This is a genomic window from Sphingomonas sp. RS6, from assembly GCF_054489705.1.
Genome location: NZ_JBTMWM010000016.1, coordinates 1 through 21159, shown reverse-complemented (window position 1 = coordinate 21159; position 21159 = coordinate 1). Strand labels below are relative to the sequence as shown.

General features: G+C 65.8%; 21 protein-coding genes, 1 tRNA gene and 1 pseudogene. 15 read left to right on the top strand and 8 right to left on the bottom strand.

The window, feature by feature from the left end; all coding sequences use genetic code 11:
* The 10 genes and pseudogenes from ACX40Y_RS17955 to ACX40Y_RS17910 form a co-directional block, all read left to right on the top strand.
* Positions 1-208: pseudogene (locus ACX40Y_RS17955) on the top strand (IS66 family insertion sequence element accessory protein TnpB); the annotation flags it as partial.
* A gap of 11 nt (positions 209-219) precedes the next feature.
* Positions 220-552, top strand: coding sequence for an IS66 family insertion sequence element accessory protein TnpB (tnpB, locus tag ACX40Y_RS17950; RefSeq protein ID WP_459120947.1), 333 nt, complete (start codon positions 220-222; stop codon positions 550-552).
* Positions 553-607: 55 nt separating this feature from the next.
* Entirely contained in the window at positions 608-2170 is a 1563-nt protein-coding gene (gene tnpC / locus ACX40Y_RS17945; RefSeq protein ID WP_459120946.1) for an IS66 family transposase, read from the top strand.
* A 358-nt stretch (positions 2171-2528) separates the two neighbouring features.
* A complete protein-coding gene (locus ACX40Y_RS17940; RefSeq protein WP_459120945.1) occupies positions 2529-3053 on the top strand; it encodes a sigma-70 family RNA polymerase sigma factor in 525 nt (174 codons plus the stop codon).
* Between the two features lie 51 nt (positions 3054-3104).
* On the top strand, positions 3105-4187 hold the full coding sequence (locus ACX40Y_RS17935) for a FecR family protein (protein WP_459120944.1): 1083 nt from the start codon (positions 3105-3107) through the stop codon (positions 4185-4187).
* Positions 4188-4425: 238 nt separating this feature from the next.
* On the top strand, positions 4426-6849 hold the full coding sequence (locus tag ACX40Y_RS17930; RefSeq protein ID WP_459120943.1) for a TonB-dependent siderophore receptor: 2424 nt from the start codon (positions 4426-4428) through the stop codon (positions 6847-6849).
* Positions 6850-6873: 24 nt separating this feature from the next.
* Positions 6874-8430, top strand: coding sequence for a PepSY-associated TM helix domain-containing protein (locus ACX40Y_RS17925; RefSeq protein ID WP_459120942.1), 1557 nt, complete (start codon positions 6874-6876; stop codon positions 8428-8430).
* Complete coding sequence (locus tag ACX40Y_RS17920; protein ID WP_459120941.1) at positions 8427-8717, top strand: DUF3325 domain-containing protein; 291 nt, start codon at positions 8427-8429, stop codon at positions 8715-8717. The genes ACX40Y_RS17925 and ACX40Y_RS17920 overlap by 4 nt, the downstream gene beginning before the upstream one ends.
* Before the next feature lie 55 nt (positions 8718-8772).
* A complete protein-coding gene (locus tag ACX40Y_RS17915) occupies positions 8773-9126 on the top strand; it encodes a hypothetical protein (RefSeq protein ID WP_459120940.1) in 354 nt (117 codons plus the stop codon).
* An 8-nt stretch (positions 9127-9134) separates the two neighbouring features.
* A complete protein-coding gene (locus tag ACX40Y_RS17910; RefSeq protein WP_459120939.1) occupies positions 9135-9932 on the top strand; it encodes an energy transducer TonB family protein in 798 nt (265 codons plus the stop codon).
* Positions 9933-10243: 311 nt separating this feature from the next.
* On the opposite strand, the gene ACX40Y_RS17905 is transcribed toward ACX40Y_RS17910, so the two are convergent.
* The 6 genes from ACX40Y_RS17905 to ACX40Y_RS17880 form a co-directional block, all read right to left on the bottom strand.
* Positions 10244-10588 carry a hypothetical protein gene (locus ACX40Y_RS17905; protein WP_459120938.1) on the bottom strand — a complete coding sequence of 115 codons (345 nt, stop codon included), beginning with the start codon at positions 10586-10588 and terminating at the stop codon, positions 10244-10246.
* Between the two features lie 362 nt (positions 10589-10950).
* Positions 10951-11025, bottom strand: a tRNA-Glu gene (locus tag ACX40Y_RS17900).
* A gap of 53 nt (positions 11026-11078) precedes the next feature.
* Entirely contained in the window at positions 11079-12845 is a 1767-nt protein-coding gene (gene recJ / locus ACX40Y_RS17895; protein WP_459120937.1) for a single-stranded-DNA-specific exonuclease RecJ, read from the bottom strand.
* Positions 12846-12910: 65 nt separating this feature from the next.
* On the bottom strand, positions 12911-13636 hold the full coding sequence (locus tag ACX40Y_RS17890) for a 2OG-Fe(II) oxygenase (protein WP_459120936.1): 726 nt from the start codon (positions 13634-13636) through the stop codon (positions 12911-12913).
* A gap of 116 nt (positions 13637-13752) precedes the next feature.
* Positions 13753-14577 (bottom strand): RcnB family protein, encoded by an 825-nt coding sequence (locus ACX40Y_RS17885; RefSeq protein ID WP_459120935.1) that lies wholly within the window; start codon positions 14575-14577, stop codon positions 13753-13755.
* Between the two features lie 106 nt (positions 14578-14683).
* Complete coding sequence (locus tag ACX40Y_RS17880) at positions 14684-15184, bottom strand: (2Fe-2S)-binding protein (protein WP_459120934.1); 501 nt, start codon at positions 15182-15184, stop codon at positions 14684-14686.
* 78 nt (positions 15185-15262) lie between these two features.
* Here ACX40Y_RS17880 and ACX40Y_RS17875 point away from each other — a divergent pair, with 78 nt between their 5' ends.
* Entirely contained in the window at positions 15263-16063 is an 801-nt protein-coding gene (locus ACX40Y_RS17875) for a DODA-type extradiol aromatic ring-opening family dioxygenase (RefSeq protein ID WP_459120933.1), read from the top strand.
* Positions 16064-16066: 3 nt separating this feature from the next.
* On the opposite strand, the gene ACX40Y_RS17870 is transcribed toward ACX40Y_RS17875, so the two are convergent.
* Complete coding sequence (locus ACX40Y_RS17870) at positions 16067-16828, bottom strand: class II aldolase/adducin family protein (RefSeq protein ID WP_459120932.1); 762 nt, start codon at positions 16826-16828, stop codon at positions 16067-16069.
* Positions 16829-16938: 110 nt separating this feature from the next.
* Here ACX40Y_RS17870 and ACX40Y_RS17865 point away from each other — a divergent pair, with 110 nt between their 5' ends.
* Positions 16939-17169: a hypothetical protein gene (locus ACX40Y_RS17865; protein WP_459120931.1), complete on the top strand. Its 231-nt coding sequence runs from the start codon at positions 16939-16941 to the stop codon at positions 17167-17169.
* Positions 17170-17175: 6 nt separating this feature from the next.
* On the opposite strand, the gene ACX40Y_RS17860 is transcribed toward ACX40Y_RS17865, so the two are convergent.
* Positions 17176-18603 carry a helix-turn-helix domain-containing protein gene (locus ACX40Y_RS17860; protein WP_459120930.1) on the bottom strand — a complete coding sequence of 476 codons (1428 nt, stop codon included), beginning with the start codon at positions 18601-18603 and terminating at the stop codon, positions 17176-17178.
* A 106-nt stretch (positions 18604-18709) separates the two neighbouring features.
* Here ACX40Y_RS17860 and ACX40Y_RS17855 point away from each other — a divergent pair, with 106 nt between their 5' ends.
* The 3 genes from ACX40Y_RS17855 to ACX40Y_RS17845 form a co-directional block, all read left to right on the top strand.
* Entirely contained in the window at positions 18710-20236 is a 1527-nt protein-coding gene (locus ACX40Y_RS17855) for an acyl-CoA carboxylase subunit beta (protein ID WP_459120929.1), read from the top strand.
* Between the two features lie 102 nt (positions 20237-20338).
* Positions 20339-20758, top strand: coding sequence for a methylmalonyl-CoA epimerase (gene mce / locus ACX40Y_RS17850; protein ID WP_459120928.1), 420 nt, complete (start codon positions 20339-20341; stop codon positions 20756-20758).
* Positions 20759-20902: 144 nt separating this feature from the next.
* A partial coding sequence (locus tag ACX40Y_RS17845) for a methylmalonyl-CoA mutase family protein (protein WP_459120927.1) occupies positions 20903-21159 on the top strand: 257 nt, incomplete at its 3' end.

Below are 21159 nucleotides of genomic sequence, written 5' to 3'. Positions count from 1 at the left end.
GCTGCGCGAAGGCAGACTGGCCGGGGCGGCGCCTTCGCTGCCGGTGTTTGCCGAAGTTCGGCTCGCCGAGCCGGTCGTGGCGCCGCCGCCGCCGGTGCCTTGTTCGCCGGGGCGCATCGATATCGCGTTGCGCGGCGGTGTTCGGATCAGTGTCGACGGCGGGGTGGATGCAGATGCGCTGGCACGGGTGTTGTCGGTGCTGCGGTGAGCCCGGCGCCGTTGCCGACGCAGGTATATCTGGCGTGCGGCGTGACCGACATGCGCAAGGGGTTCGATGGTCTGGCAGTGCTGGTGCAGCAGGTGCTGGCGCAAAACCCGGATTCGGGCGCGCTGTTCGCGTTTCGGGGCAAGCGCGGGCATCTGGTCAAGCTGCTCTGGTTCGACGGGCAAGGCCTTTGCCTGTTTTCGAAGCGGCTCGACCGGGGCCGCTTCGTCTGGCCGGTGACGGCGAGCGGAACGGTGGTGCTGACACCGGCGCAATTGTCGATGCTGCTGGAGGGCATCGACTGGCGCCGCCCGGAGCGGACCTGCACGCCGACGCTGGCGGGCTGAAACCGGCGGTTTTGCGTCGCTTTTGCTCGCCCTAAACGCTGCGATCTGCTAGCAAATCCGGGTGTCGGAAGCGCCCGTTTCCTCTGCTGATGCCACCGCGCGGATCGCCGCGCTGGAGGCGTTGCTGGCCCGGGCCAATGCCGCGCTCGCCGCCCGCGATCTGCTCATCGACAGCTTGCGCGGGCAGATCGCGCGGCTGCGGCGGATGCAGTTCGGCGCCTCGTCCGAGAAGCTGGGCCGCGAGATCGAGCAGCTGGAACTGGCGCTGGAAGAGCTGGAAGCCGAGCGCGATGCGGCGCCAATAGAGGAGCGCCCGTCGGAAGCGACCGCGCGGCCAGCACCGGTCCGCAGCCTGCCGGCGCACCTGCCGCGCGAGGAGGTCGTCCACGAACCGGCCTCGGGCGCCTGCACCTGCCCCGATTGCGGCGGCGCGCTGCGCCGGCTGGGCATGGATGCGCATGAGATGCTCGACGTGGTGCCGGTGCGTTGGCGGGTGGTGCGCAACGTCCGCCCAAAATATAGCTGCCGGGTCTGCGAGAAGATTGTCCAGGCACCCGCGCCGGCCAGCGCCGTCGCGCGCGGCAAGGCCAGCTTCGCGACGCTGACGCATGTCGTGGTGTCGAAGTTCGAGCACCATCTGCCGCTGTACCGCCAGGCAGAGATGATGGCAGCGCAAGGGCTCGACATCGACCGTTCGACGCTGGCCGGTTGGGCCGGACAGGCCGCAGCGTTGCTCGATCCGGTCGTCGCCCGCATCCGTGACGCAGTCCTCAAAGCCGACAAGATCCACGCCGACGACACGCCGGTGCCGGTACTCGACCCGGGCCGCGGCAAGACCGCAACCGGGCGGCTATGGGTGTACGCGGCCGACGACCAGGCCTCGGGCAGCACGGCGCCGCGTGCGACCTGGTATCGCTTCACGCCCGACCGCACCGCCGCGCACCCACTGGCGCATCTCGCCGGATTTCGCGGCTTCCTCCAGGCCGATGCCTATGCCGGCTATGACGGGCTGTATCGGGGCGGCGCCACTGAAGTGGCCTGTTGGGCCCATTTCCGGCGCAAGATCTTTGACCTGCATGAGCGCACCTCCACGCCGTTGACTACCGACATTCTGGAGCGGATCGGCGCGCTCTACGCCGTCGAGGCCGAGGTGCGCGGCCAGCCACCGGATATCCGGCACCGGGCGCGGCAGGAACGCAGCAAACCGCTGGTCGACGCCTTGCGCGAAGTGCTCGACACCGCGCTGCGCCGCATGTCACCCAAGTCGGACATGGCGAAGGCCATCGCCTATGGCACCGAGCGCTGGCCGGCGCTGTCCCGCTTCCTCGACGATGGCCGGCTGGAGATCGACAACAACATCGCCGAGCGCGCGCTGCGCGGCGTGGCAATCGGCCGCCGCAACTGGCTGTTCGCCGGCTCGCGCATGGGCGGTGAGCGCGCCGCCGCCCTCTATACCGTCAAACAGACGTGCAAGGCCAACGGCATCGACCCGCAGGCCTATATCGCCGACGTCATTGCTAAGATCGCCGATGACGACTGGCCCGCCAGCCGCTGGGACGAACTCCTCCCGTGGAACTGGAACCAGCCAGCCGATCAGCCAACCGCGCAAGCCGCATAATCTGCGGCCTGCAGACCGCGCTTACATGAAACAGTGGGCTGAGTTCGCAGATAACGGGTGATTGTGCGGCGAGCCAAGCTCGTGGATCGACGTCGTTCTGGCAAGCGGTCTGTATGACGCGCAGAGCACGGTCGCGTGTTGTCCGCCCCGACTGGCCCCGCAGAAGCGCGACGCCTTCCGCCCGATCTGCACGCAGCGCTGGGGCACGCTCCGCGGCGTTAAAGGGAATTCTGGTCGCATCCCGAAATGCGCTCGTGACCGAACAACTGTGCGCCATTAAGGTGCTTGTGAGAGCGATTCGCAACTGTGCCATGGAGGATGGCGTAGGAGGTTTCAGAGCTCAATTGCGAATGGGGGAATGTTAAAGACCGTGCCACGAGAGCATGCAGCGCTTGAACTGTTCCAGTCGCATCGTTCGTCCCTGGTCGATTATGCGCGCGTCATCACCGGCAACGATAGCCGCGCGGAAGACGTGGTGCAGGATGCTTGGTTCCGCTTTCAACGCGCCTGGAGAGCGATGACGCTGCGAGAACCCCGGCAGTATCTCTACCGAATCGTTCGCAATCTGGCGATTGACGAGAATCGGCGCGCGACGCTGGAAGGTGCGCGCCATGCCGGCGATATCGGCGACGTCATCGATTCGCTTGCCAGCGATGCGCCGTCACCGGAAGATGTCGCCATTGCCCGCGACGAATTGGATCGGGTGCGCGATGCGCTTCGCGAGCTTCCCGAACGAACGCGGCTCGCGGTGGAAATGCACCGCTTTCGCGGGTGCACGCTTGCGGAAATAGCCGCGTCGCTCGATATTTCTGTCGGTCTCGCCCATATGCTTGTCGCGGATGGCATAAAGCATTGTCACCGCCGGCGCCGTCCCAGCAAATAGCCGCAGAGAATTTGTTTTGAAAATTCGGTTTTATCGGTTCGTCTGTTCAACATGGGAGACGTTCCGTCTTGGCGGCGATTGGCAATTTGGCGCGCAAGGCTTCGCCTTGTTTCAGATGTTGGCGGTGCACTGCCGGTGAAGGATACGCAGGATCGGATTGTCGACGAGGCTACGGACTGGCTGCTCGCGCTGACCGAGCACCCTGCTGACCGGCAGCTGCGTACCCGGTTTCAGCATTGGTTGGATGCCGACAATCGGCATGTCGAGGCTTGGGCGAGCCTGAACCACAGCTACGACCTGATCGGCAAAACCCAGCCCCAATTCGCGGATCCAGGGCTGGGCACCGCGCAGTTCGCGCATGATGAGCGCGGGCGTCGGCGCCGGGTACGTCGTCTGCTTGATGTCGCGCGCGCTCCGCGTCGGTTGGGCGGGGGCAGGACCCTTGTCATCGCTGCATCTATGGCGTTGGCCGCCTGGTTGGCTCCCGATGCGATGCTGGCCCTGCGAAGTGATTATCGGACCGGTACCGGCGAATTGCGGACCGCCGTTCTGGCGGACGGTTCGACGGCTCGGCTGGGGCCTGGCTCCGCGATCGGCGTCCACTATATCGATGGCGAGCGCAGGATTGATCTACTGGCGGGCGAGGCGTTGTTTGAGGTGACGCCGGACAAGGCGCGCCCCTTTCGAGTTCATGCCGGCGATGTGACCGTCACTGTGCTGGGTACAGGGTTCGATGTTCGCCGCTTCAGCGCCCGAACGGAAGTGGGGGTGCAGCATGGGCGGGTGCGCGTTGACCTGCCGGATGGTGGAGGCACAGTGTTGCTCCGCACGGGTGACATCGCCACGATGAAGAATGCTGGCGGGATCACCAAAGATCACGCCCCGCCGTCGCTGGTCGCATCTTGGTCATTGGGCGAGGTCAATGCGCGTGACCGGACCGTGGCTGACGTTATCGACGATATCCGGCCTTGGTATAGAGGCAAGATCGTCGTGGCGAGCAAGGCGCTTGGTGGGCGCCGAGTGAATGGCGTTTACAACCCGCGTGATCCGGGGAAAGCCATTCGATCTATCATCGGCGCGCTGGGAGGCAGAGTGACGCAGATCACGCCGTGGTTCATCATCATTCATGAATGATCTAGCAAATTCAGTACTTTATTAGAACTCTTGAAACATTCCCAAAAAATTTTTGAAAATCCGTTGGTGCCGCTGCGTCCTTGTGCTGTGGGTCATGCGGATGCAAATCAATCGCAATTGCTATCTGCGAGGCCCCGCTTGTCAGATTTGGGGGTTCGTAATGCGTCTGATATCCGCTCCGGCGGCCGCGCGTCGCCGCGCGATGGTCATGATTTTCCTGATGGCGTCGGCATCCGCCGTGGCAGTTCTGGATTCGGCACCGGCTGTGGCCCAGCCATCCGATCGGCTGCGTTCCTTCGACATTTCTGCGCAGTCGCTTCCCGATGCGCTGATCCTGTTCGGGCGCCAGGCCGGGGTGGAAGTGACGGCGGAAAGTGCCAGCACGCGAGGCCGCTCGACCGGCGGTGTGACCGGCACGTTCGCTCCCGCCGAGGCGTTGTCCCGCCTGCTGGCTGGAACTGGCCTCACCTTTCGCTGGCTGTCCGATCAATCGGTGGTGATCGAACCCGCGCCGCAGCAGTCGGCCAATGGCGCGGTTCAGCTTGGGCCCGTGCGGGTGGAGGGCGATACGGGTTTCGGTGTGGCGTCCACCACGCCGCCCATCCAGACGAGCGACGTCGGTACAACTGAAGGCACGCGGAGCTACAGCTCGTCGGTGACGACCACCGCGCTGCGGATGCCGCTGACGCTTCGCGAAACGCCGCAGAGCGTGACGGTCATCACGCAGCAGCGGATCGAGGACCAGAACCTGACCGAGATTTCGCAGGCGTTGGCGCAGACCGTCGGCGTCACGTACAATCTGGGTGGCTCGGCGGATTCCGACCAGAGCGGGCTCTACTCGCGCGGTTTCGAAATCAACAATTGGCAAGTTGACGGCATCGCCCGGCCGACCGCCTATGGCTTTGGCGATGCCTATGCCGATCTGGCGATCTATGATCGCGTCGAGGTGATCCGCGGCGCATCGGGCCTGCTCAACGGCTCGGGCAACCCTTCGGCGACCGTCAACCTCGTTCGCAAGCGCGCGCCGGGCGAGTGGCAGGTGCAGCTGGAGGCGCAGGGCGGCAGCTGGGACTATGTTCGCGGCCTTGCCGATGTTGGCGGTCCGCTCGACAAGGCTGGTCGCGTACGCGCGCGCGTCGTCGCGGCCTACCAGGATGGCGGCCTCAACATCGATCGGGCAACCTCGCATCGCAGCGTCTTCTACGGCACGGTGGAAGCCGACCTGACCGAAACCACGCTGCTGCGCGTCGGCATCGATTACCTGAAGCGCAGTTCCGACGATGCGAACATGGCGGGCGTCCCGATCGTTACCACCGACGGCACGCCGACGAACTTCTCCCGTTCGCGCAACACCGTGACCGACTGGACGCGCTACGATCGCGATTCGCTCAGCGCCTTCGGGTCGATCGAGCAGAAGGTGGGGGAATGGTCGCTCCGCGCCGATCTCGACTGGACGCGCAAGACCTATGACATGGTCTTCGGCTATGCGCTGCGGGGGGCGCTGAACGCGGACGGTACCGGCGTCGGCATCTGGCCGGGCCGCTGGGCGGACGACCAGCGGATGACGAGCATCGTCGGCACCGCGTCCGGGCCGCTGCGCATCTTCAGCGACGACGACCTGCTGATGGTCGGCGCGAGCCATTACGCCACCAAGGAGGGCGGGGACGATTATCAGATCTGGTTCTTCGACGGTTATGATCCGTCGATCCCGAACTATTATAGCTGGCAGGGCGATGGCCTGCCCGAGCCCGATTGGCCCTATCTCGGCCAATATGGCAATGACGAGAAGCAGACGGCCGGCTTCGCAACCCTGCGGGTCAAGCCGCTGCCGATTCTGTCGGTCATTGCCGGGGGGCGGCTGACGGACTGGCGCCGCGAGTACTGGAACCAGCCGACCGACGGCGCGCGCACGGTGAGCCGTACCACAGCGACGGGCGAGTTCACCCCCTATGCCGGCGTCATCCTGGACGTGACGCGCAACGTTTCGCTCTATGCCAGCTACACCAGCATCTTCTCGCCGCAGTCCTATCGCGACATCAACGGCAACTATCTCGATCCGCTGATCGGCAAGAATTACGAGATCGGCGCCAAGGCCGGGCTGCTCGACGGGCGCCTGAACCTGTCGGGTGCCTGGTTCAACATCCGCCAGTCGAACTTCGCGGTCTATGTGCCGGATGTCCTGGGGCCGACCGGCGACTATGTCTACGAGGCTGTCGACGGCACCCAGTCGGAAGGGTTCGAACTCGAAGCCGGGGGTGAGCCGCTGCCGGGCTGGAAGCTTTCCGGCGGGTTCAGCCATGTGAAGGTCAAGGATCGCGACGGATCGCCGCTCAACACCCAGGTGCCGCGCGACAGCCTGCGGATGTTCACCAGCTACGACCTGTCGGGCGCGGGCGTGCAGGGGCTGACCATTGGCAGCAACCTGCTGTGGAACAGCCGGACCTATGCCGACATCAGCGGCGTCGCCGACGGCCTGACGATCGCCGAGCAAAAGGCCTATGCCGTGGTGGACGCCTTTGCCCGCTACGCGCTCACGCCCAACCTCTCGCTGTCGGTCAACGCGACTAACCTGTTCGACAAGCGCTATTATTCCAGCATCGCCTATTTCGCGACCTATGGCGAGGCGCGCCGCATCGTCGGCACCTTGCGCGCGAATTTCTGAGGCAGTCGTGACAGGGGACGCGCCATGAAGGAAACGCTTCGCCAGTCGATGGCATGGCTTCACACCTGGACGGGTCTCCTGCCCGGATGGCTGCTGTTCGTGGTGTTCCTGTTCGGCACCACCGCGTTCTTCCAGATGGAGATCGACGGCTGGATGCACCCCGAACTACGGCGTGCGCCGGTTACGACGCATGCCTTGGAACGGGCGAGCGCCGTGTTGCAGGCTCGCGCCGCAGGAGCAGAAAGCTGGAATGTCGCGCTCCCGACCGGCCGGAGCAATGAGGCCCTGACCGTCTCCTGGCTGCCCAAGGGCGGCGGCTGGCAGGATCGGGTGGAAGTGAAGCTCGACCCCGAAACGGGCAATGAAGTCGCCGTGCGCGAAAGCGCCGGCGGCTTCTTCCTCTACCGTATGCACTTCGATCTTCACTATCTGCCGGTGATGTGGGCGCGCTATCTGGTGATCGCGGCAGCGATGGGCATGCTCGTCGCGATCCTTTCAGGCATCATCACGCACAAGAAGATATTTGCCGACTTCTTCATGCTTCGGTTTGGCAAGGGGCAGCGAAGCTGGCTTGACGCACACAACGTGACGGCAGTGCTCGCGCTGCCGTTTCATCTGATGATCACCTATACCGGGCTGGTCACCTTGCTGTTCACGCTGATGCCCTGGGGCGCGAATGCGACGTTCGGCAGCGTGGACGCCTATTATGAAAAGGCATTTCCGCCGGCTTCTCCAATCGCGTCGTCAGGCCCCGCCGGTCCGCCGCTGCCCCTGCACGAGATCATCGCCCGCGCCGAACGGCAATGGCAGGGGGAAAAGGCGGGCTATGTCGGTATCGATCGGCCGGGCGCGCAGGGCGCAGTGGCTTCGGTCGGACCGGGCGACGGGATGCTCGGCGGGCGACGCGAAGCGGTGTATCTGAACGCGGCCACGGGTGAAATGCTCGGCGGCGACGCGGCGCCGGGCGGCGCGCGGGCCACACAGTATGTGATGGTCGACCTGCATGCGGGGCGCTTCTCCGGACCGGTATTGCGGTGGCTGTATTTTCTTGCCGGCTTGGGCGGTACGATCATGGTGGGGAGTGGCCTGGTTCTGTGGACGGTCAAGCGGCGTGCGAAGCTGCCCGATCCGGCGCGACCCCATGTCGGATTCCGGCTCGTCGAGCGGCTGAACATCGGCGTGATTGCAGGGTCGTGCGGCGGGCTGGCCGTCTATTTCCTTGCCAACAGGCTGTTGCCTTTCGATCTGGACCACCGCGCGGATTGGGAGATCAACAGCCTGTTCATCGCCTGGGGAGCCATCTTCACCTGGACGATTGCCCGGCCGGTCAGAAGAGCCTGGACCGAGGCGCTGGCCGTCTGTGCCGGGCTCTATGCACTGGTTCCGGCCGTCAATGCGCTGACCACGGCGCGGGGCCTGATCCCCAGCCTGATCGCCGGCGACTGGATCTTTGCGGGGTTTGACCTGGTCATGCTGGCGGCGGCGGCAGGCTATGCTTTCGCGGCGAGGAAAGTCGCCACCCACCAGCCGACGACCGTCACCCGGCGCCAGCCGCGTGTTTCGCTGGAGGCGACCATATGACCGACATCATGACCTTCCTTTTGTCGCTGGTTGGCTTTGCGTTCCTGTTGGTTGCCATGTCCCGGCACCAGCAGGCATGGCTACAGCGGAGACTGTCCCCCAGCCTGTGTCGCGCAGTGCGCCTCAGCGGTTTCACGGCGTTGGCGCTGGCTTTCGCGATCGCCGTCGCGGGGCTTGGCTGGGGCTATGGCGCAGTGACATGGTTCGGATGGACGACCATTGCCGCCGCACTGGTCGTCGCTGCCAACGTATATCGGGAACGCGGTACGTCGAGGGCGCGGTGCTGAGCGCGCGTCCTACCCGCCCTGTCCTCCGTGCTTCGGGAGTTGCCATGATGGAGACATGCACGAACGCCACACTGCCGGATGTCGCCGGCTGATGGCGCAGGGAACCGCTCTGGGTAAACAGGTTCGTAGCCGCTGGTCCGTGGCGGCGCAGAGCCTTGCCGGAACGCTGGGCGCGTACGGCGTTACCGCACTCGTAACCGCCGCCCTGTCCCTGTTGCTTGGAAGGCTCGGCATGGACCCCGTCGAGGCGGTGACAGCCGCGACGCTGGCCAGCTTTGCCGTCTTTGCCCTGATCGTGATGACGGTATTCCATGCCCGTAGTGCGGCAAGGGCCTGGAAGTTGCTGGCATTGGTGGCCGGCCCCACCGCGTTTATCCTGCTCGCCTTGCTGCCAGGCGCGAAAGGGTGAGGAGCCCGATGTTCGATCTCGCGATAGACGATGAGCAAATGATGCAGGACCGCGACGAAAGGCCGGGCTGCGCCCCGGTACCCGCCGCGGGCCCGTCTGCGCCGTCGGAGGTGTGGGGGCCTTCGCGCTATGCCGACCAGCCGACGAGCCTGCGGACCCGCTTGTGTGGCGTCGGCGGTACGATGCTGGTCGTTCTGCTGTTCGCGGCCGGGGCGCTGCTCACCTGGACGACCTACCAGGTCGTGGAGCAGCCCGCCGCCCTGACCATCTTCGATGTTGCCCCGCCGGCAGCGCCGCCCGAACCGGTTCAGGAGGCTCCGCCCGAACCGGAAAAGGTGCAGCAGGAAAGGAACGAGCCGGAAACCGTTCTGCCAAAGATTTCGCCACCTGAAGTTCAGCTGGCGAGCGATATGCCCTTGCCGGCCGCCGTGGCGAAGCCGTCACCCGAGCCGGCGCCGCCCAAGGAAAAGGCTGCGCCGGAGCCCAAGCCTGTGCCGCCCGCGCCGCAGCCATCCGATGCAAAGCCGACCTGGCAAGGTAAGGTGCTGGCCGCGCTGAACAAGGTGAAGCGCTATCCGCGCGAAGCCTCGTTCCGCCGACAGCAGGGGGTGCCCTATATCCGTTTCGTGATGAATCGCGACGGTGTGGTGCAGTCCGTTCAACTGGAACGCTCGTCCGGTTTCCGGCCGCTCGACAATGAAGCGCTGTCATTGCCGAAACGGGCGTCGCCGCTGCCCAAACCACCTGAAGAGGTGAGGGGAGACAGCATTGAACTGGTGGTTCCGGTTGAGTTCTTCCTGCGATGAGCCGGTTACGCTATCAGGGATGCGACTTGGGCGGATTCAACCGCTTGTCGCAACACAATGGTTTCGATCTGCGCCGGAGCGGGGCCTGACCGCCAGCAAAAGGAAAAGCGTACCCTCAGCGGTATGGCGCGCGTGGATCGCATGCAGGCTGCTGGAAGACAGCGCGGAGACGGAGGCGAACGCGACGAGGCGTTCTTACGTGCACAAGGCTCGCGCGGGAGGGCGACGCAGGTCAAGGGAGGACTATTGTCCGCTTCTTACAAGTGCTGCGGTTCGGGATACCACGTACAAATGGCTGCGAACTCCCATAATCAGTCTTGTTTCTTAGGTGTCTGGCCATGGTCGACAACCTGATCGTCAGAAGTGGCCTGATCCGTCCCGAACGTCCGCGCCGCCATCCACTGCGCCGCATGCCAGCTTTCCGGCGGGGACCCCGCAACCATTCCTGGCGAGAACGACCAAAGCAAAATCCCCGCAAGGAATGCTGCCGCCATCATCCATAGCTCGCGCTTGCGCTGATGACCCGTCGACTGCGCCCGCACGATGATCCCGTCGATTCTTCCGATCACTTTATGCAGGTCAGCACGCGCCTCATCCATCTGCCGCTTGTCATCCGCCCTCGCCTCCGATGCTGTCTTCGCCAGCTGCTGGACCATCATGGATGAAGGTCCATCCTGTGCGGAGGAACCGTAGGGTTTCGCTTGAAAATTTGCCAGACGCGCCAAATTTTGCCGGCGATTATCTCGGATTGCCCGGGAGCGAGCAGATCGGCAAGACCGCTCGAAATTTAGGCGGAGATTACGCCGGGAAAGGGCCGGCCCGTCGGGCCGCTTACTTCCGGCCAAGGACGGTCGCCAAAAGCTTGACCAAGTAAATCCCAAGCCGAGGATCGGAATCATCTGCTCACGGGATTCGACACCATGCCACTGCCGCAGCAAAGAAGTATGGGACGAAAAGTGCATGCGCCCCACACAACATCGACAAAAACTGCGAACGTGCGCAATATTCTGCTTGAAAATGGTGACCCCTACGGGAATCGAACCCGTGTTTCAGCCGTGAAAGGGCCGCGTCCTAACCGCTAGACGAAGGGGCCAGCTGTGTGGCTGGAGCGGCCGAATAGGGGGGGAATTTGCGGGCGTCAAGCACTCAATCGGCCCAGGCTGCATCTTCGATGTGCAATTCGGCTGCCGGGCGGCTGGCCCAATCGTCGATCTTCGCGCGTCCGGCGAGCCACAGACGGCGGTGGGAAGGGGCGGAGAGCAGGGCCTGGCCCAGCTCGGTATCGGCCTGGCGGAACGCCACGGCCTTGATCGATCGGCCGTCCGGACCGGCGACGATCGCGCGCACGTGGCCGCCGGTGCCGACCAGATCGGCCTTGATGATGCGCGCCGCGCCCACCGCGATTCGGGGGGCGGGCCAGCCCATGCCATAGGGGCCGCCCGCCTCCATCGCCTCGACCAGCGCCGGCGTGACGCCGGTGGGCGCGACGACCGCGTCGAGAAGCAGCGCCCGTTCGTCGCGCGCCGCCGTCACGCGCTCGGCCAGCCGGTCCTCAAGGAACGACGCAAGCGCCGGCACCCGATCCGTCGCGACGGTCACTCCGCAGGCCATCGCATGACCGCCGCCCGCGATCAGCAGACCGGCGTCTTTCGCCGCGAGCACCGCCGCGCCGAGGTCGACGCCCGGGATCGAGCGCCCGGATCCCTTGCCGATCCCGTCCTCGCCGACCGCGATCACGATCACGGGGCGGCCGAGCCGCTCCTTCAGCCGCCCGGCGACGATACCGATCACGCCGGGATGCCAACCCTCGCCGGCGACCACTGCGACGGCCCCGCCGCCTCCGGAGGCGCAAAGCTGCTCCGCCGCCGCCTGCACCTCGGTTTCGATCGCGCGGCGCTCTTCGTTCAGCAGGTCTAGTTCGCCGGCAATAGTCCGCGCCTCGTCCGGGTCGCGCGTCGTCAGCAGGCGCACACCGAGGTCCGACCGGCCGACCCGCCCGCCGGCATTGATCCGCGGCCCGAGCGCGAAGCCGAGATCGGTGCAGGTCGGCGCGCGCTTCAGCCGCGATGCCTCGATCAGCGCGGCCAGACCGATGTTGCGCCGCTGCGCCATCACTTTCAGCCCCTGCGCGACGAACGCGCGGTTGAGCCCGCGCAGTGCCGCCACGTCGGCCACCGTGCCCAGTGCGACTATATCGAGCAGATCGAGCAAGCGTGGTTCGGCCCGCGCGGCGAAATAGCCGCGCGCCCGAAGCGTGCGGATCAGCGCGGCGCCGAGCAGGAACGCGACGCCCACCGCGGCCAGGTGGCCGTGCGCGGCACCCTCGATCTCGTCGAGCCGGTTCGGATTGACCAGCGCGTGCGCAACCGGCAATTCGGCGGCGCATTTGTGATGATCGACGACGATGACGTCAGCGTCCGCCGCCTTCGCCATCGCCAGCGCCTCGAATGCCTGAGCGCCGCAATCCACCGTGACGATCAGCGTGGCGCCTTCGGTTTTCAGGCGCACCAATGCCTCGCCCGAGGGGCCATAGCCCTCCATCAGCCGATCGGGGATATAGGGCCGCGCCTCTATATCCAGATCGCGCAGCAGCAGGATCAGCAGCGCCGCGGACGTGGCGCCATCAACGTCATAGTCGCCGAAGATCGCGATCGCCTCGCGCCCCTCGACGGCGTCCGCGAGCCGGGCGGCGGCGCGATCCATGTCGCGGAAGATCGATGGATCGGGCATGAAGGCGCGGATGCTGGGGGCGCGATGCCGCTCCAGGTCAGCGCGATCGACGCCTCGCGTCAGCAGCAACTGGGTGACGAGATCGTCGGGCGTGAACCCGGCGTCGCGTCCATCGGCGGCGAGGCCGCGCCAGCGCCAGGGCTGGCCAAGGATCGATCGGTGAATATTGAGGGCGGGGGACATGACCCGGATTTGGCCGGGCTTGGTGGGATTGTCGAGGGGGCTCGCGGTGCCGCGGGCCCTACAGCCTATTCCGCCGTCTCTACGCCCGGCGAGCGATAGGTCTGGATGTTGGTCCGGATCCAGGCGCTTTCGCGGAACCACTTGGTGATGATGTATTTCGTGCCCTCGACCACGCGCGTGCCCTCATGGAGCGTGTCGTAATTGGGGCTGCCATCGGCATCCATGTTGTTCCAGATCACGAGCAGGCCGCGCTTCGGCTTGAAGCGGATGCCCGCGCGGGGAAACCACGTCGCGCCGCCTTCCTCGACATCGTTGAGATAGACCATCGCGGTCCAGGTGCGCTGGCCGCCGGTCTGGACCATCTGGTTCCAATAGGCGCTGTTCTCGTGGAAATAGTCGCAATGCGCGCGGAACTGCTGGTTCGGCGAATAGCGCTGCCCCTGCATCGTTTCCGCATTTTCGGAGGGGATGCCGAGCAGATCGGCGATGCGATCGTCGATGACGCGCACCTCGTCCGCCCAGCGATACAGATCCGAACTGTCGCTGGTGCGGTATTCGGGGTCGTTCGACGTGGCGAGCAGGGTGGACGGGCGCGAATTGCTGTCGATCAGCGCGATCAGCGTGTCGCATTCGGCGTCGCTTAGGAACGCTGGATGGGTGAACATCGGCACGCGATCAACCTTGGCCCGGCGCACCTGCGGATTGGCCTCCAGCCGCGCCGCCACATCCTTGCCGATCCGCGCCCGCAGTGTGGAGGGCGATCCCGTCGCATGTCCGTTCGTCTTGCTCACGCTGCGATCCTTTGCGGTTCGCGGGCGGGATTGCAAGCGCGTGCGGGGCCTGCCCAAAAAAGCGGCCGGCGCGCGCGCCGGCCAGGTTCTGCGTGCAGGCAGGGTTGCGAAAGGGCCTACCAGAAGATGCCGTGGATCACGTCGACCACTTCGCCGGTATCGACATCGACAAGCAGCGCGTCGTCATAATAGCGCACCCAGCGATACGGGCCCCACACGTCGGGCAGGCGATAGGCATAGGGATCGCTGATCCAGTAGCGCGGTGCGAACAGGAACGAATTCAGCCGGAAGCCGATCGAGAAGCGGCGATAGCCATAGTTCCAGCCATGCGGCGGATAATAGCGCGGCAGCCGATAGGCGCTGCGATGGGCGCCGCGATAGCCGCGCCAGTCATAGCGCCGATCGTTGCGCCAGTCGTGGCGCCAGCGACCCCTGTCACCGCGCCAGCGATGATCGTCGCGATTCCAGTCACGGCCGCGGTTCCAATCCCGGTTCGGGCGCCAGTCGCGGCTGCGGTTCCAGTCTTGCGCGCGGTTTACGTCGCGCCCGCCGGTTCGCGTATCGCGGTCGCGCCGCCATTCGCGGTTTCCGTCCCAGCTTCGCCGCTGGTCCTGCGTGGTGACGACGCCGCGGCCGGCATCGGGCCTTGTTTGCGGGCGCTGCCAGTCCCGCCCCGCCGGCGCGTCCGGGCGCGGACGAAAGCGGTCGCGATCACCGCGATCGCTGCGCTGAGCATCAGGGCGGCGCCAGTTGCTGCGATCCTGGCCCGCGCCGCGCCAGCCATGGCTACGTGCGCCATCGAACCGGCTGGTGCCGGCGGGACGCTCAACGCCGCCGCGCGGCTGGTCACCGCCGTGGCGGTCGCCGCGTTCCTGCGCCATCGCGGCGGCGGGAAGCAGCGCGGTTGCGGCGGCCAGTGCCGTCCAAAGCATCCTCTTCATCGAACCGATCTCCTTGGGCGACGGCAAGGCGCCGCGCCGATGATGGCCTTATCGGCCTTGATCGCTGAGCCGGTCCTGAACTTGGCTGACAGACGATTGAAAGGATTCAATTCTCCGGCTCTGGCGTAGAATCCGGGCCGGCAATCGGCGCATCGCCGCGCGCGATACGGGCGGCGTCCTGCACCGCCGCGACCAGCCGAGGATAGATGCCGCAGCGGCACAGATTGGGCAGCGCGCCTTTGATGTCGTCCTCCGAAGGGTTGCGGTTGTTCCGGATGAGAACGGCGGCCGCCATGACCATGCCGGGAATGCAATAGCCGCATTGGACGAGGTTGGCCGCGAGGAATGCCTGCTGGACCGGGTGGCTGCGATCGGGCGACAGCCCCTCGATCGTGGTGACGAACGTGCCTTCGATCGCGCCGATCGTTTCGCGGCAGGCGAGCCGCGCGGCGCCGTCGATATCGACGGTGCAGGCGCCGCAATCGCCCGTGCCGCAGCCATATTTGGTGCCGGTGAGGTTGGAGGCGTCGCGCAGCGCCCAGAGGAGCGGCGTCTGCGGGTCCATGTCATACTGGACCGGCTGGTTGTTGACGGTGAACCGAGTCATGGTGACGACCCTAGCGGGAAACGACGGGTTTCCGAAACCGGCATTGTCGGCAGCGGGAGCGAGCGCAACATTGCGCCAATGACCTTGCCCGCTCTCTATATCCCGCATGGCGGTGGCCCCTGCTTCTTCATGGACCCGGAAGGCGGCCCGCCCGATCCGTTGTGGCGCCCGATGCAAGCCTATCTTGCGGGGCTGATCGCCAGTCTGCCGGAACGGCCGCGCGCCATCCTGCTGATATCGGGTCATTGGGAGGAGCGGGCGGTGACCATTCATGCCGGTGACGGTAAGCCGCTGCTGTTCGATTATTTCGGTTTCCCCGAGCATACCTATCGGCTGCGCTGGGATGCCCCGGGTGCGCCCGAGCTTGCGCTGCAGGCAAAGGCGTTGCTGGACGCGGCGGGGTTCGCGACCGGCATCGAGCAGATGCGTGGCTGGGATCATGGCGTCTTCATTCCAATGAAAGTGGCCGTGCCCGGCGCCGATATTCCGCTCGCCCAGCTTTCGCTCTGCAGCGATCTCGATCCCGCCCAGCACATCGCGATCGGGCGTGCCTTGGCGCCGCTGCGCGACAACGGCGTGCTGATCGTCGGATCGGGGATGAGCTTCCATAATTTGCGTGCCCGCGGACCGGCGGTGACGCCCTATGCCGATGCGTGGGATAAGGCGCTTGTCGACGCCGCGACCGATCCCGACCCTGCCCGCCGGGCGGGACGGGTGACCGCCTGGCGTGACTTGCCCTATGCCGAATTCGCGCATCCCCGCGAGGAGCATCTGCTGCCGCTGATGGTCGCGCTGGGAGCGGGCGGGGAAGGGCCTGCCGCCTGCGACTATCGCGACCATGTGTTCGGCTGGGCGGTCAGCGGCTTCCGTTTCGGCTGACGTTCAGTCGCGCCAGCTCCGGTCGATGCGGTCTACGAGCCGCACCATCGCCGCGAAGTCGGCCGCGCCGGGGCCGCCTGGGATCTGCACCATGTGCAGGTCGCGCTGGTGGACCGCGACGACCTCGGCCGGGATTTCGATCGGCGTGCCCATGCTGGCGGTCGCCACCTGGATTTCGCACGCCCGCTGCAGCGCCCAGTGCTTGATAAAGGCTTCGGGCAAGGTGCGGCCCATCGCCAGAATGCCGTGGTTGCGCAGTAGCATCACGCGCTTGTCGCCCAGACTGGCGATCAGCCGGGCGCCTTCCTCGTCGCGTACCGTCACGCCTTCGAAGTCATGGTAGGCAATCTGGCCGATGAAGTTGCACGCATAGAAATTGGTCGGCCGCAGCCCGCCTTCGACCGAGGCGACCGCCATCCCGGCGGTGGTGTGGCTGTGCATGATGCAGTGCGCGTCCGACAAGTGGCGGTGAAAAAGGGAATGCTGGACAAAGCCGGCGCGGTTCACCGGGTACGGCGAATCGTCCAGCTTGTTGCCGTCGATGTCGATCTTGACGAGGTTGGATGCCTTTACCTCGCTGAAATGCAGGCCGTACGGGTTGATCAGGAACGCGCCTTCCGCATCCGGCACCTTCACGGTGATGTGGTTGTAGATCATCTCGGACCAGCCGAGCATGTCGAACACGCGGTAACAGGCGGCAAGTTGTTGCCGCGCCTCCCACTCGGCATCGCTGACCTGGGACTTGCCCGCGAGCGCGGTTGCCATTGCACCTCTCCGACATCGTTTTTCGAACTATGGGTATGCCACGAAACGGCGGGGGCACGCAACAAGCTCGGGGTGGGCGCGTTGAAGGCGGAGGCAGCAGGAGAGAGACAATGGCAACCGACGATCGCCGTATGCATGAAGGGCGCTCGCGCAGCCTCGACGACCGCGAACCCCGCAACCGCGCCAACGAAGCGCCCCGGTCCGAAGGCGATAGCATCGGGGTCGACCAGCCGCCGCGCGGCGGCGGCGCAGAGGATGCCGAACAGGTCGAAAGCACCACCGAACGGCACCAGGAAAGCGTGTTGGGCGGCCATGTCGCTACCCGCTCGCGCGCCGACTGAGGCGGTTCAGCGAAACCCGTAGGGCACCGCGCGCCGCCGGTCCGGGTCGATCTCGATCATCGACCCTGCTGGCGGGAAGGCGCGCTGGTCGCAATCGAGGCGCGGACAGATGCGGCAGGATGCGCCGATCGGCGTCGCAGCACCCCCGGTGCGCAGCGCATCGGCGTAAACGAAGTCCGCCGCATGCGCCTCCTCGCACCCCAGCGCGACCGCATAGCGGCGCGGCGGGCGGGCGAAACTGCCCGAGGGTTTCACCAGCCCCTTGGCCATCGACACATAGCGCGTGCCGTCGGGCATCTCGGCCAGCTGGACGAGGATGCGATCCGGGATCGCCACCGCTTCATGCACGATCCACAAGGGACAGGCGCCGCCCAGCGCCGCAAACTGCAGCCGGGTGGCGGAGTGCCGCTTGGTGATGTTTCCCGCCATGTCCACCCGGCAGAAGAACATCGGCAGCCCCTGGGCCCCCGGCCGCTGCAGCGTCGACAGCCGGTGGCACGCCTGTTCGAAACTCACCGCGAAGCGCTGTCGCAGCTGGTCGATGTCGTGGCGCACTTCATAGGCGGCGGCGCGGAACCGGCCGTAGGGCATCAGCAGCGCCCCCGCGGCATAATTGGCCAGTCCCACGCTCAGCAATTCGCGCGCCGCCGGCGAGGCCAGCCCTGCGCCGGCGATCACCGCATGCATCTCGTTCGCGAATTCATAGCGGACCAGCCGGTGCGCGAGCAGGAAGGCGCGGCTTTCGGGCGGCAGCGCATGGTTGAGCGCAAGCGTACGGCCCGCCTCGTCGAACCGGCTCAAGTCGCTGCCATCACCCTGCGCGCCAACCACCCGCACCCCGTGCCACAGCCGCAATCTGTCCTCGAACGCGCGCACCGTATCGGCATCGTCCAACGCCAGCGCATCGGCCAGCGCCTCTGCCGAGCGGTCGATCGCGTCGATATAATTGCCCTCGGCCTGGAACCAGTCGCGCACTTCCTCCCAGGGCAGCGGCGCCGCGTCGCTCGAGCCGGTGTCAAACCGGTCGTCGAGCACGCGCAACTGTTCCTGGCTGCGGCGCCAGGCGTCGTGCACCGCCACCATCCGCCGGGCGAGCAGCGGCTGCTGCTCGACGCCGCGGCGGACATCGGCCTCGTCCATCCGATCGGTTGGGATACCGCTGTCCGTCGCCGCGTCGATCGCGCGCAGCAGCGCCGCCGTCTCCGCTTCGCCGTTGATCTCCGCTGCCTCGACGGGAAATTCACGCGCCAGCGCCAGCAGCACGCCGTCGGTGATCGGGCGATCGTTGTTCTCGATCTGCGACAGGTACGAAACCGAAATCCCCAGCCGCTGCGCCATGCCTGCCTGCGGCACCCCCAACCGCCGCCGCAGTTCGCGCAGGCGAAAGCCCTCGAAAAGGCGGCGGCGCGGGGCGGGGGCAGGGGCGTTCTGCATGGTTGCCTTGATATTCCGCAAACCTTGCCAACGCAACTTTGCAACATTGCATTTGCGGGCGTGCCATGGCCCGTTGCACAAGGCCCGGCCACGGAGAGAGATGCCGATGTCGTCGACGATCGAGGAACTGGAACGCCGCCGTGCTGGCGCTCGCCTGGGTGGCGGGCAGAAGCGCATCGACGCGCAGCACGCCAAGGGCAAGCTGACTGCGCGGGAGCGGATCGACGTGCTGCTGGATCAGGGCAGCTTCGAGGAGCTCGATATGTATGTCGAGCACAACTGCACCGATTTCGGTATGCAGGATCAGGTGATCCCCGGCGACGGCGTGGTCACCGGATCGGGCACGATCAACGGCCGCCTCGTCTTCGTGTTCAGCCAGGATTTCACCGTATTCGGCGGCTCGCTCTCGGAGCGGCACGCGCAGAAGATCTGCAAGATCATGGACATGGCGATGAAGGTCGGCGCGCCCGTGATCGGCCTCAACGACAGTGGCGGCGCGCGCATTCAAGAAGGCGTCGCCTCGCTCGGCGGCTATGCCGAAGTATTCCAACGTAACGTGCTGGCTTCGGGCGTCGTCCCGCAGCTTTCGCTCATCATGGGTCCCTGTGCCGGCGGTGCCGTCTACAGCCCTGCGATGACCGACTTCATCTTCATGGTGAAAGACAGCAGTTACATGTTCGTCACCGGCCCGGATGTAGTGAAGACCGTTACCAACGAGATCGTCACGCAGGAGGAGCTGGGTGGAGCGGTGACGCATACCACGAAGTCGGGGGTCGCTGACGTGGCGTTCGACAACGACATCGAGGCGCTGCTCGCGGCCCGCGACTTCGTGGACTTCCTTCCCGGCTCGAACCGCGAGGCGCCGCCCGAGCGGCCCTGCGACGATCCCTGGGATCGCATCGACGAGAGCCTCGACACGCTGATCCCACCCAGCGCCAACCAGCCGTACGACATGCACGAGCTGATCCGGAAGACGCTCGACGAAGGCGAGTTTTTCGAGCTGCAGCCGGGCCATGCCGGCAACATCCTGATCGGCTTCGGCCGGATTGAGGGGCGCACGGTGGGCCTGGTGGCGAACCAGCCGATGGTGCTGGCGGGCTGCCTCGACATCAACGCCTCGAAAAAGGCGGCGCGGTTCGTCCGCTTCTGCGATGCGTTCGAGATCCCGATCGTCACCTTTGTCGACGTACCGGGCTTCCTGCCGGGTGTCGGCCAGGAGCATTCGGGCATCATCAAGCACGGCGCCAAGCTGCTGTTCGCCTATGCCGAGGCGACGGTGCCGAAGATCACGGTCATCACGCGCAAGGCCTATGGTGGCGCGTATGACGTGATGGCCTCGAAGCACCTGCGCGGCGACCTCAACTATGCTTGGCCCACGGCGGAAATCGCGGTGATGGGCGCCAAGGGCGCGGTGGAGATCATCTTCCGCGGCAGGACGCCCGAGGAGATCGCCGAGCGCACCGCCGAGTACGAGGCGCGCTTCGCCAATCCGTTCGTGGCGGCGAGCAAGGGGTTCGTGGACGAGGTCATCATGCCGCATTCCACCCGCCGCCGGATCGCACTGGGCTTGCGCAAGCTGCGCAACAAGCAGCTCGAGAACCCGTGGAAGAAGCATGACAATATTCCGCTGTGAGTTCCCCTCCCGCTTGCGGGAGGGACCAGGGGAGGGGACGACCGTCGCCGCTGACCGTCGGGAATGGCTCCAGCCTCTCCCGCAAGCGGAAGGGGAGCGCATATGAAACTCGGCCGCCTCAACCATGTCGGCGTAGCCACGCCGTCGATCGAAGCGTCGATCGCCTTCTATAGCGACGTGATGGGCGCGACGGTGATCCGCGAGCCGTTCGACCTGCCGGCGCAGGGCGTGAAGGTGTGCTTCGTCGACACCCCCAACAGTCAGATCGAGCTGATCGAGCCGTTGGGCGAGACATCGCCAATCCACGGCTTCCTCGTGAAGAACCCGGCGGGTGGGCAGCACCATCTTTGCTACGAAGTGCCCGACATTCACGAGGCCAAGGCCTGGTTCGACGCGAAAGGTGCGAAGGTACTCGGCGAGCCGCGCATCGGCGCGCATGGCACGCCGATCTTCTTCGTGCATCCCAAGGATATGGGCGGGGTGCTCACCGAAATCATGGAGACGCCGCGTGGGGAGCATTGATCTTTTCTCCCTCTCCCCTTGTGGGAGAGGGAAGGGGCCCGCCGCCGCAGGCGGTGGGAAGGGTGAGGGGGACATAGCCTTCTCGCCCCTTTCCCCCTCACCCTTCCGCGCGCTCCCTCCCTATCCCACGGGGGGAGAGGGAGCATGAGCGACAAACCCTCGCTCGACCAATGGTCCGCCGCTGCCGCGAAGGAAGTGAAAGGCAAGGACCTGACCTGGCAGACGCCGGAAGGCATCGCCGTCAAGCCACTCTATACGGCCGACGACGTCGCCGATGTCGACACCGGCCTGCCCGGCTTCGCGCCCTTCACCCGCGGCGTGCGCGCCTCGATGTATGCCGGGCGCCCCTGGACGATCCGGCAATATGCCGGCTTCTCGACCGCCGAGGAATCCAACGCCTT

What these genes read in the sequence shown, in the direction of transcription:
- ACX40Y_RS17905 (WP_459120938.1), bottom strand. Translation starts at nt 10,588, where the DNA reads ATGGTCCAGCAGCTGGCGAAGACAGCATCGGAGGCGAGGGCGGATGAC.
- ACX40Y_RS17885 (WP_459120935.1), bottom strand. Translation starts at nt 14,577, where the DNA reads ATGAAGAGGATGCTTTGGACGGCACTGGCCGCCGCAACCGCGCTGCTT.
- ACX40Y_RS17860 (WP_459120930.1), bottom strand. Translation starts at nt 18,603, where the DNA reads ATGCAGAACGCCCCTGCCCCCGCCCCGCGCCGCCGCCTTTTCGAGGGC.
- ACX40Y_RS17920 (WP_459120941.1), top strand. Translation starts at nt 8,427, where the DNA reads ATGACCGACATCATGACCTTCCTTTTGTCGCTGGTTGGCTTTGCGTTC.
- mce (WP_459120928.1), top strand. Translation starts at nt 20,339, where the DNA reads ATGAAACTCGGCCGCCTCAACCATGTCGGCGTAGCCACGCCGTCGATC.
- ACX40Y_RS17870 (WP_459120932.1), bottom strand. Translation starts at nt 16,828, where the DNA reads ATGGCAACCGCGCTCGCGGGCAAGTCCCAGGTCAGCGATGCCGAGTGG.
- ACX40Y_RS17935 (WP_459120944.1), top strand. Translation starts at nt 3,105, where the DNA reads ATGGGAGACGTTCCGTCTTGGCGGCGATTGGCAATTTGGCGCGCAAGG.
- ACX40Y_RS17855 (WP_459120929.1), top strand. Translation starts at nt 18,710, where the DNA reads ATGTCGTCGACGATCGAGGAACTGGAACGCCGCCGTGCTGGCGCTCGC.
- ACX40Y_RS17910 (WP_459120939.1), top strand. Translation starts at nt 9,135, where the DNA reads ATGTTCGATCTCGCGATAGACGATGAGCAAATGATGCAGGACCGCGAC.
- ACX40Y_RS17865 (WP_459120931.1), top strand. Translation starts at nt 16,939, where the DNA reads ATGGCAACCGACGATCGCCGTATGCATGAAGGGCGCTCGCGCAGCCTC.
- ACX40Y_RS17880 (WP_459120934.1), bottom strand. Translation starts at nt 15,184, where the DNA reads ATGACTCGGTTCACCGTCAACAACCAGCCGGTCCAGTATGACATGGAC.
- recJ (WP_459120937.1), bottom strand. Translation starts at nt 12,845, where the DNA reads ATGTCCCCCGCCCTCAATATTCACCGATCGATCCTTGGCCAGCCCTGG.
- ACX40Y_RS17915 (WP_459120940.1), top strand. Translation starts at nt 8,773, where the DNA reads ATGCACGAACGCCACACTGCCGGATGTCGCCGGCTGATGGCGCAGGGA.
- ACX40Y_RS17925 (WP_459120942.1), top strand. Translation starts at nt 6,874, where the DNA reads ATGAAGGAAACGCTTCGCCAGTCGATGGCATGGCTTCACACCTGGACG.
- ACX40Y_RS17875 (WP_459120933.1), top strand. Translation starts at nt 15,263, where the DNA reads ATGACCTTGCCCGCTCTCTATATCCCGCATGGCGGTGGCCCCTGCTTC.
- ACX40Y_RS17940 (WP_459120945.1), top strand. Translation starts at nt 2,529, where the DNA reads ATGTTAAAGACCGTGCCACGAGAGCATGCAGCGCTTGAACTGTTCCAG.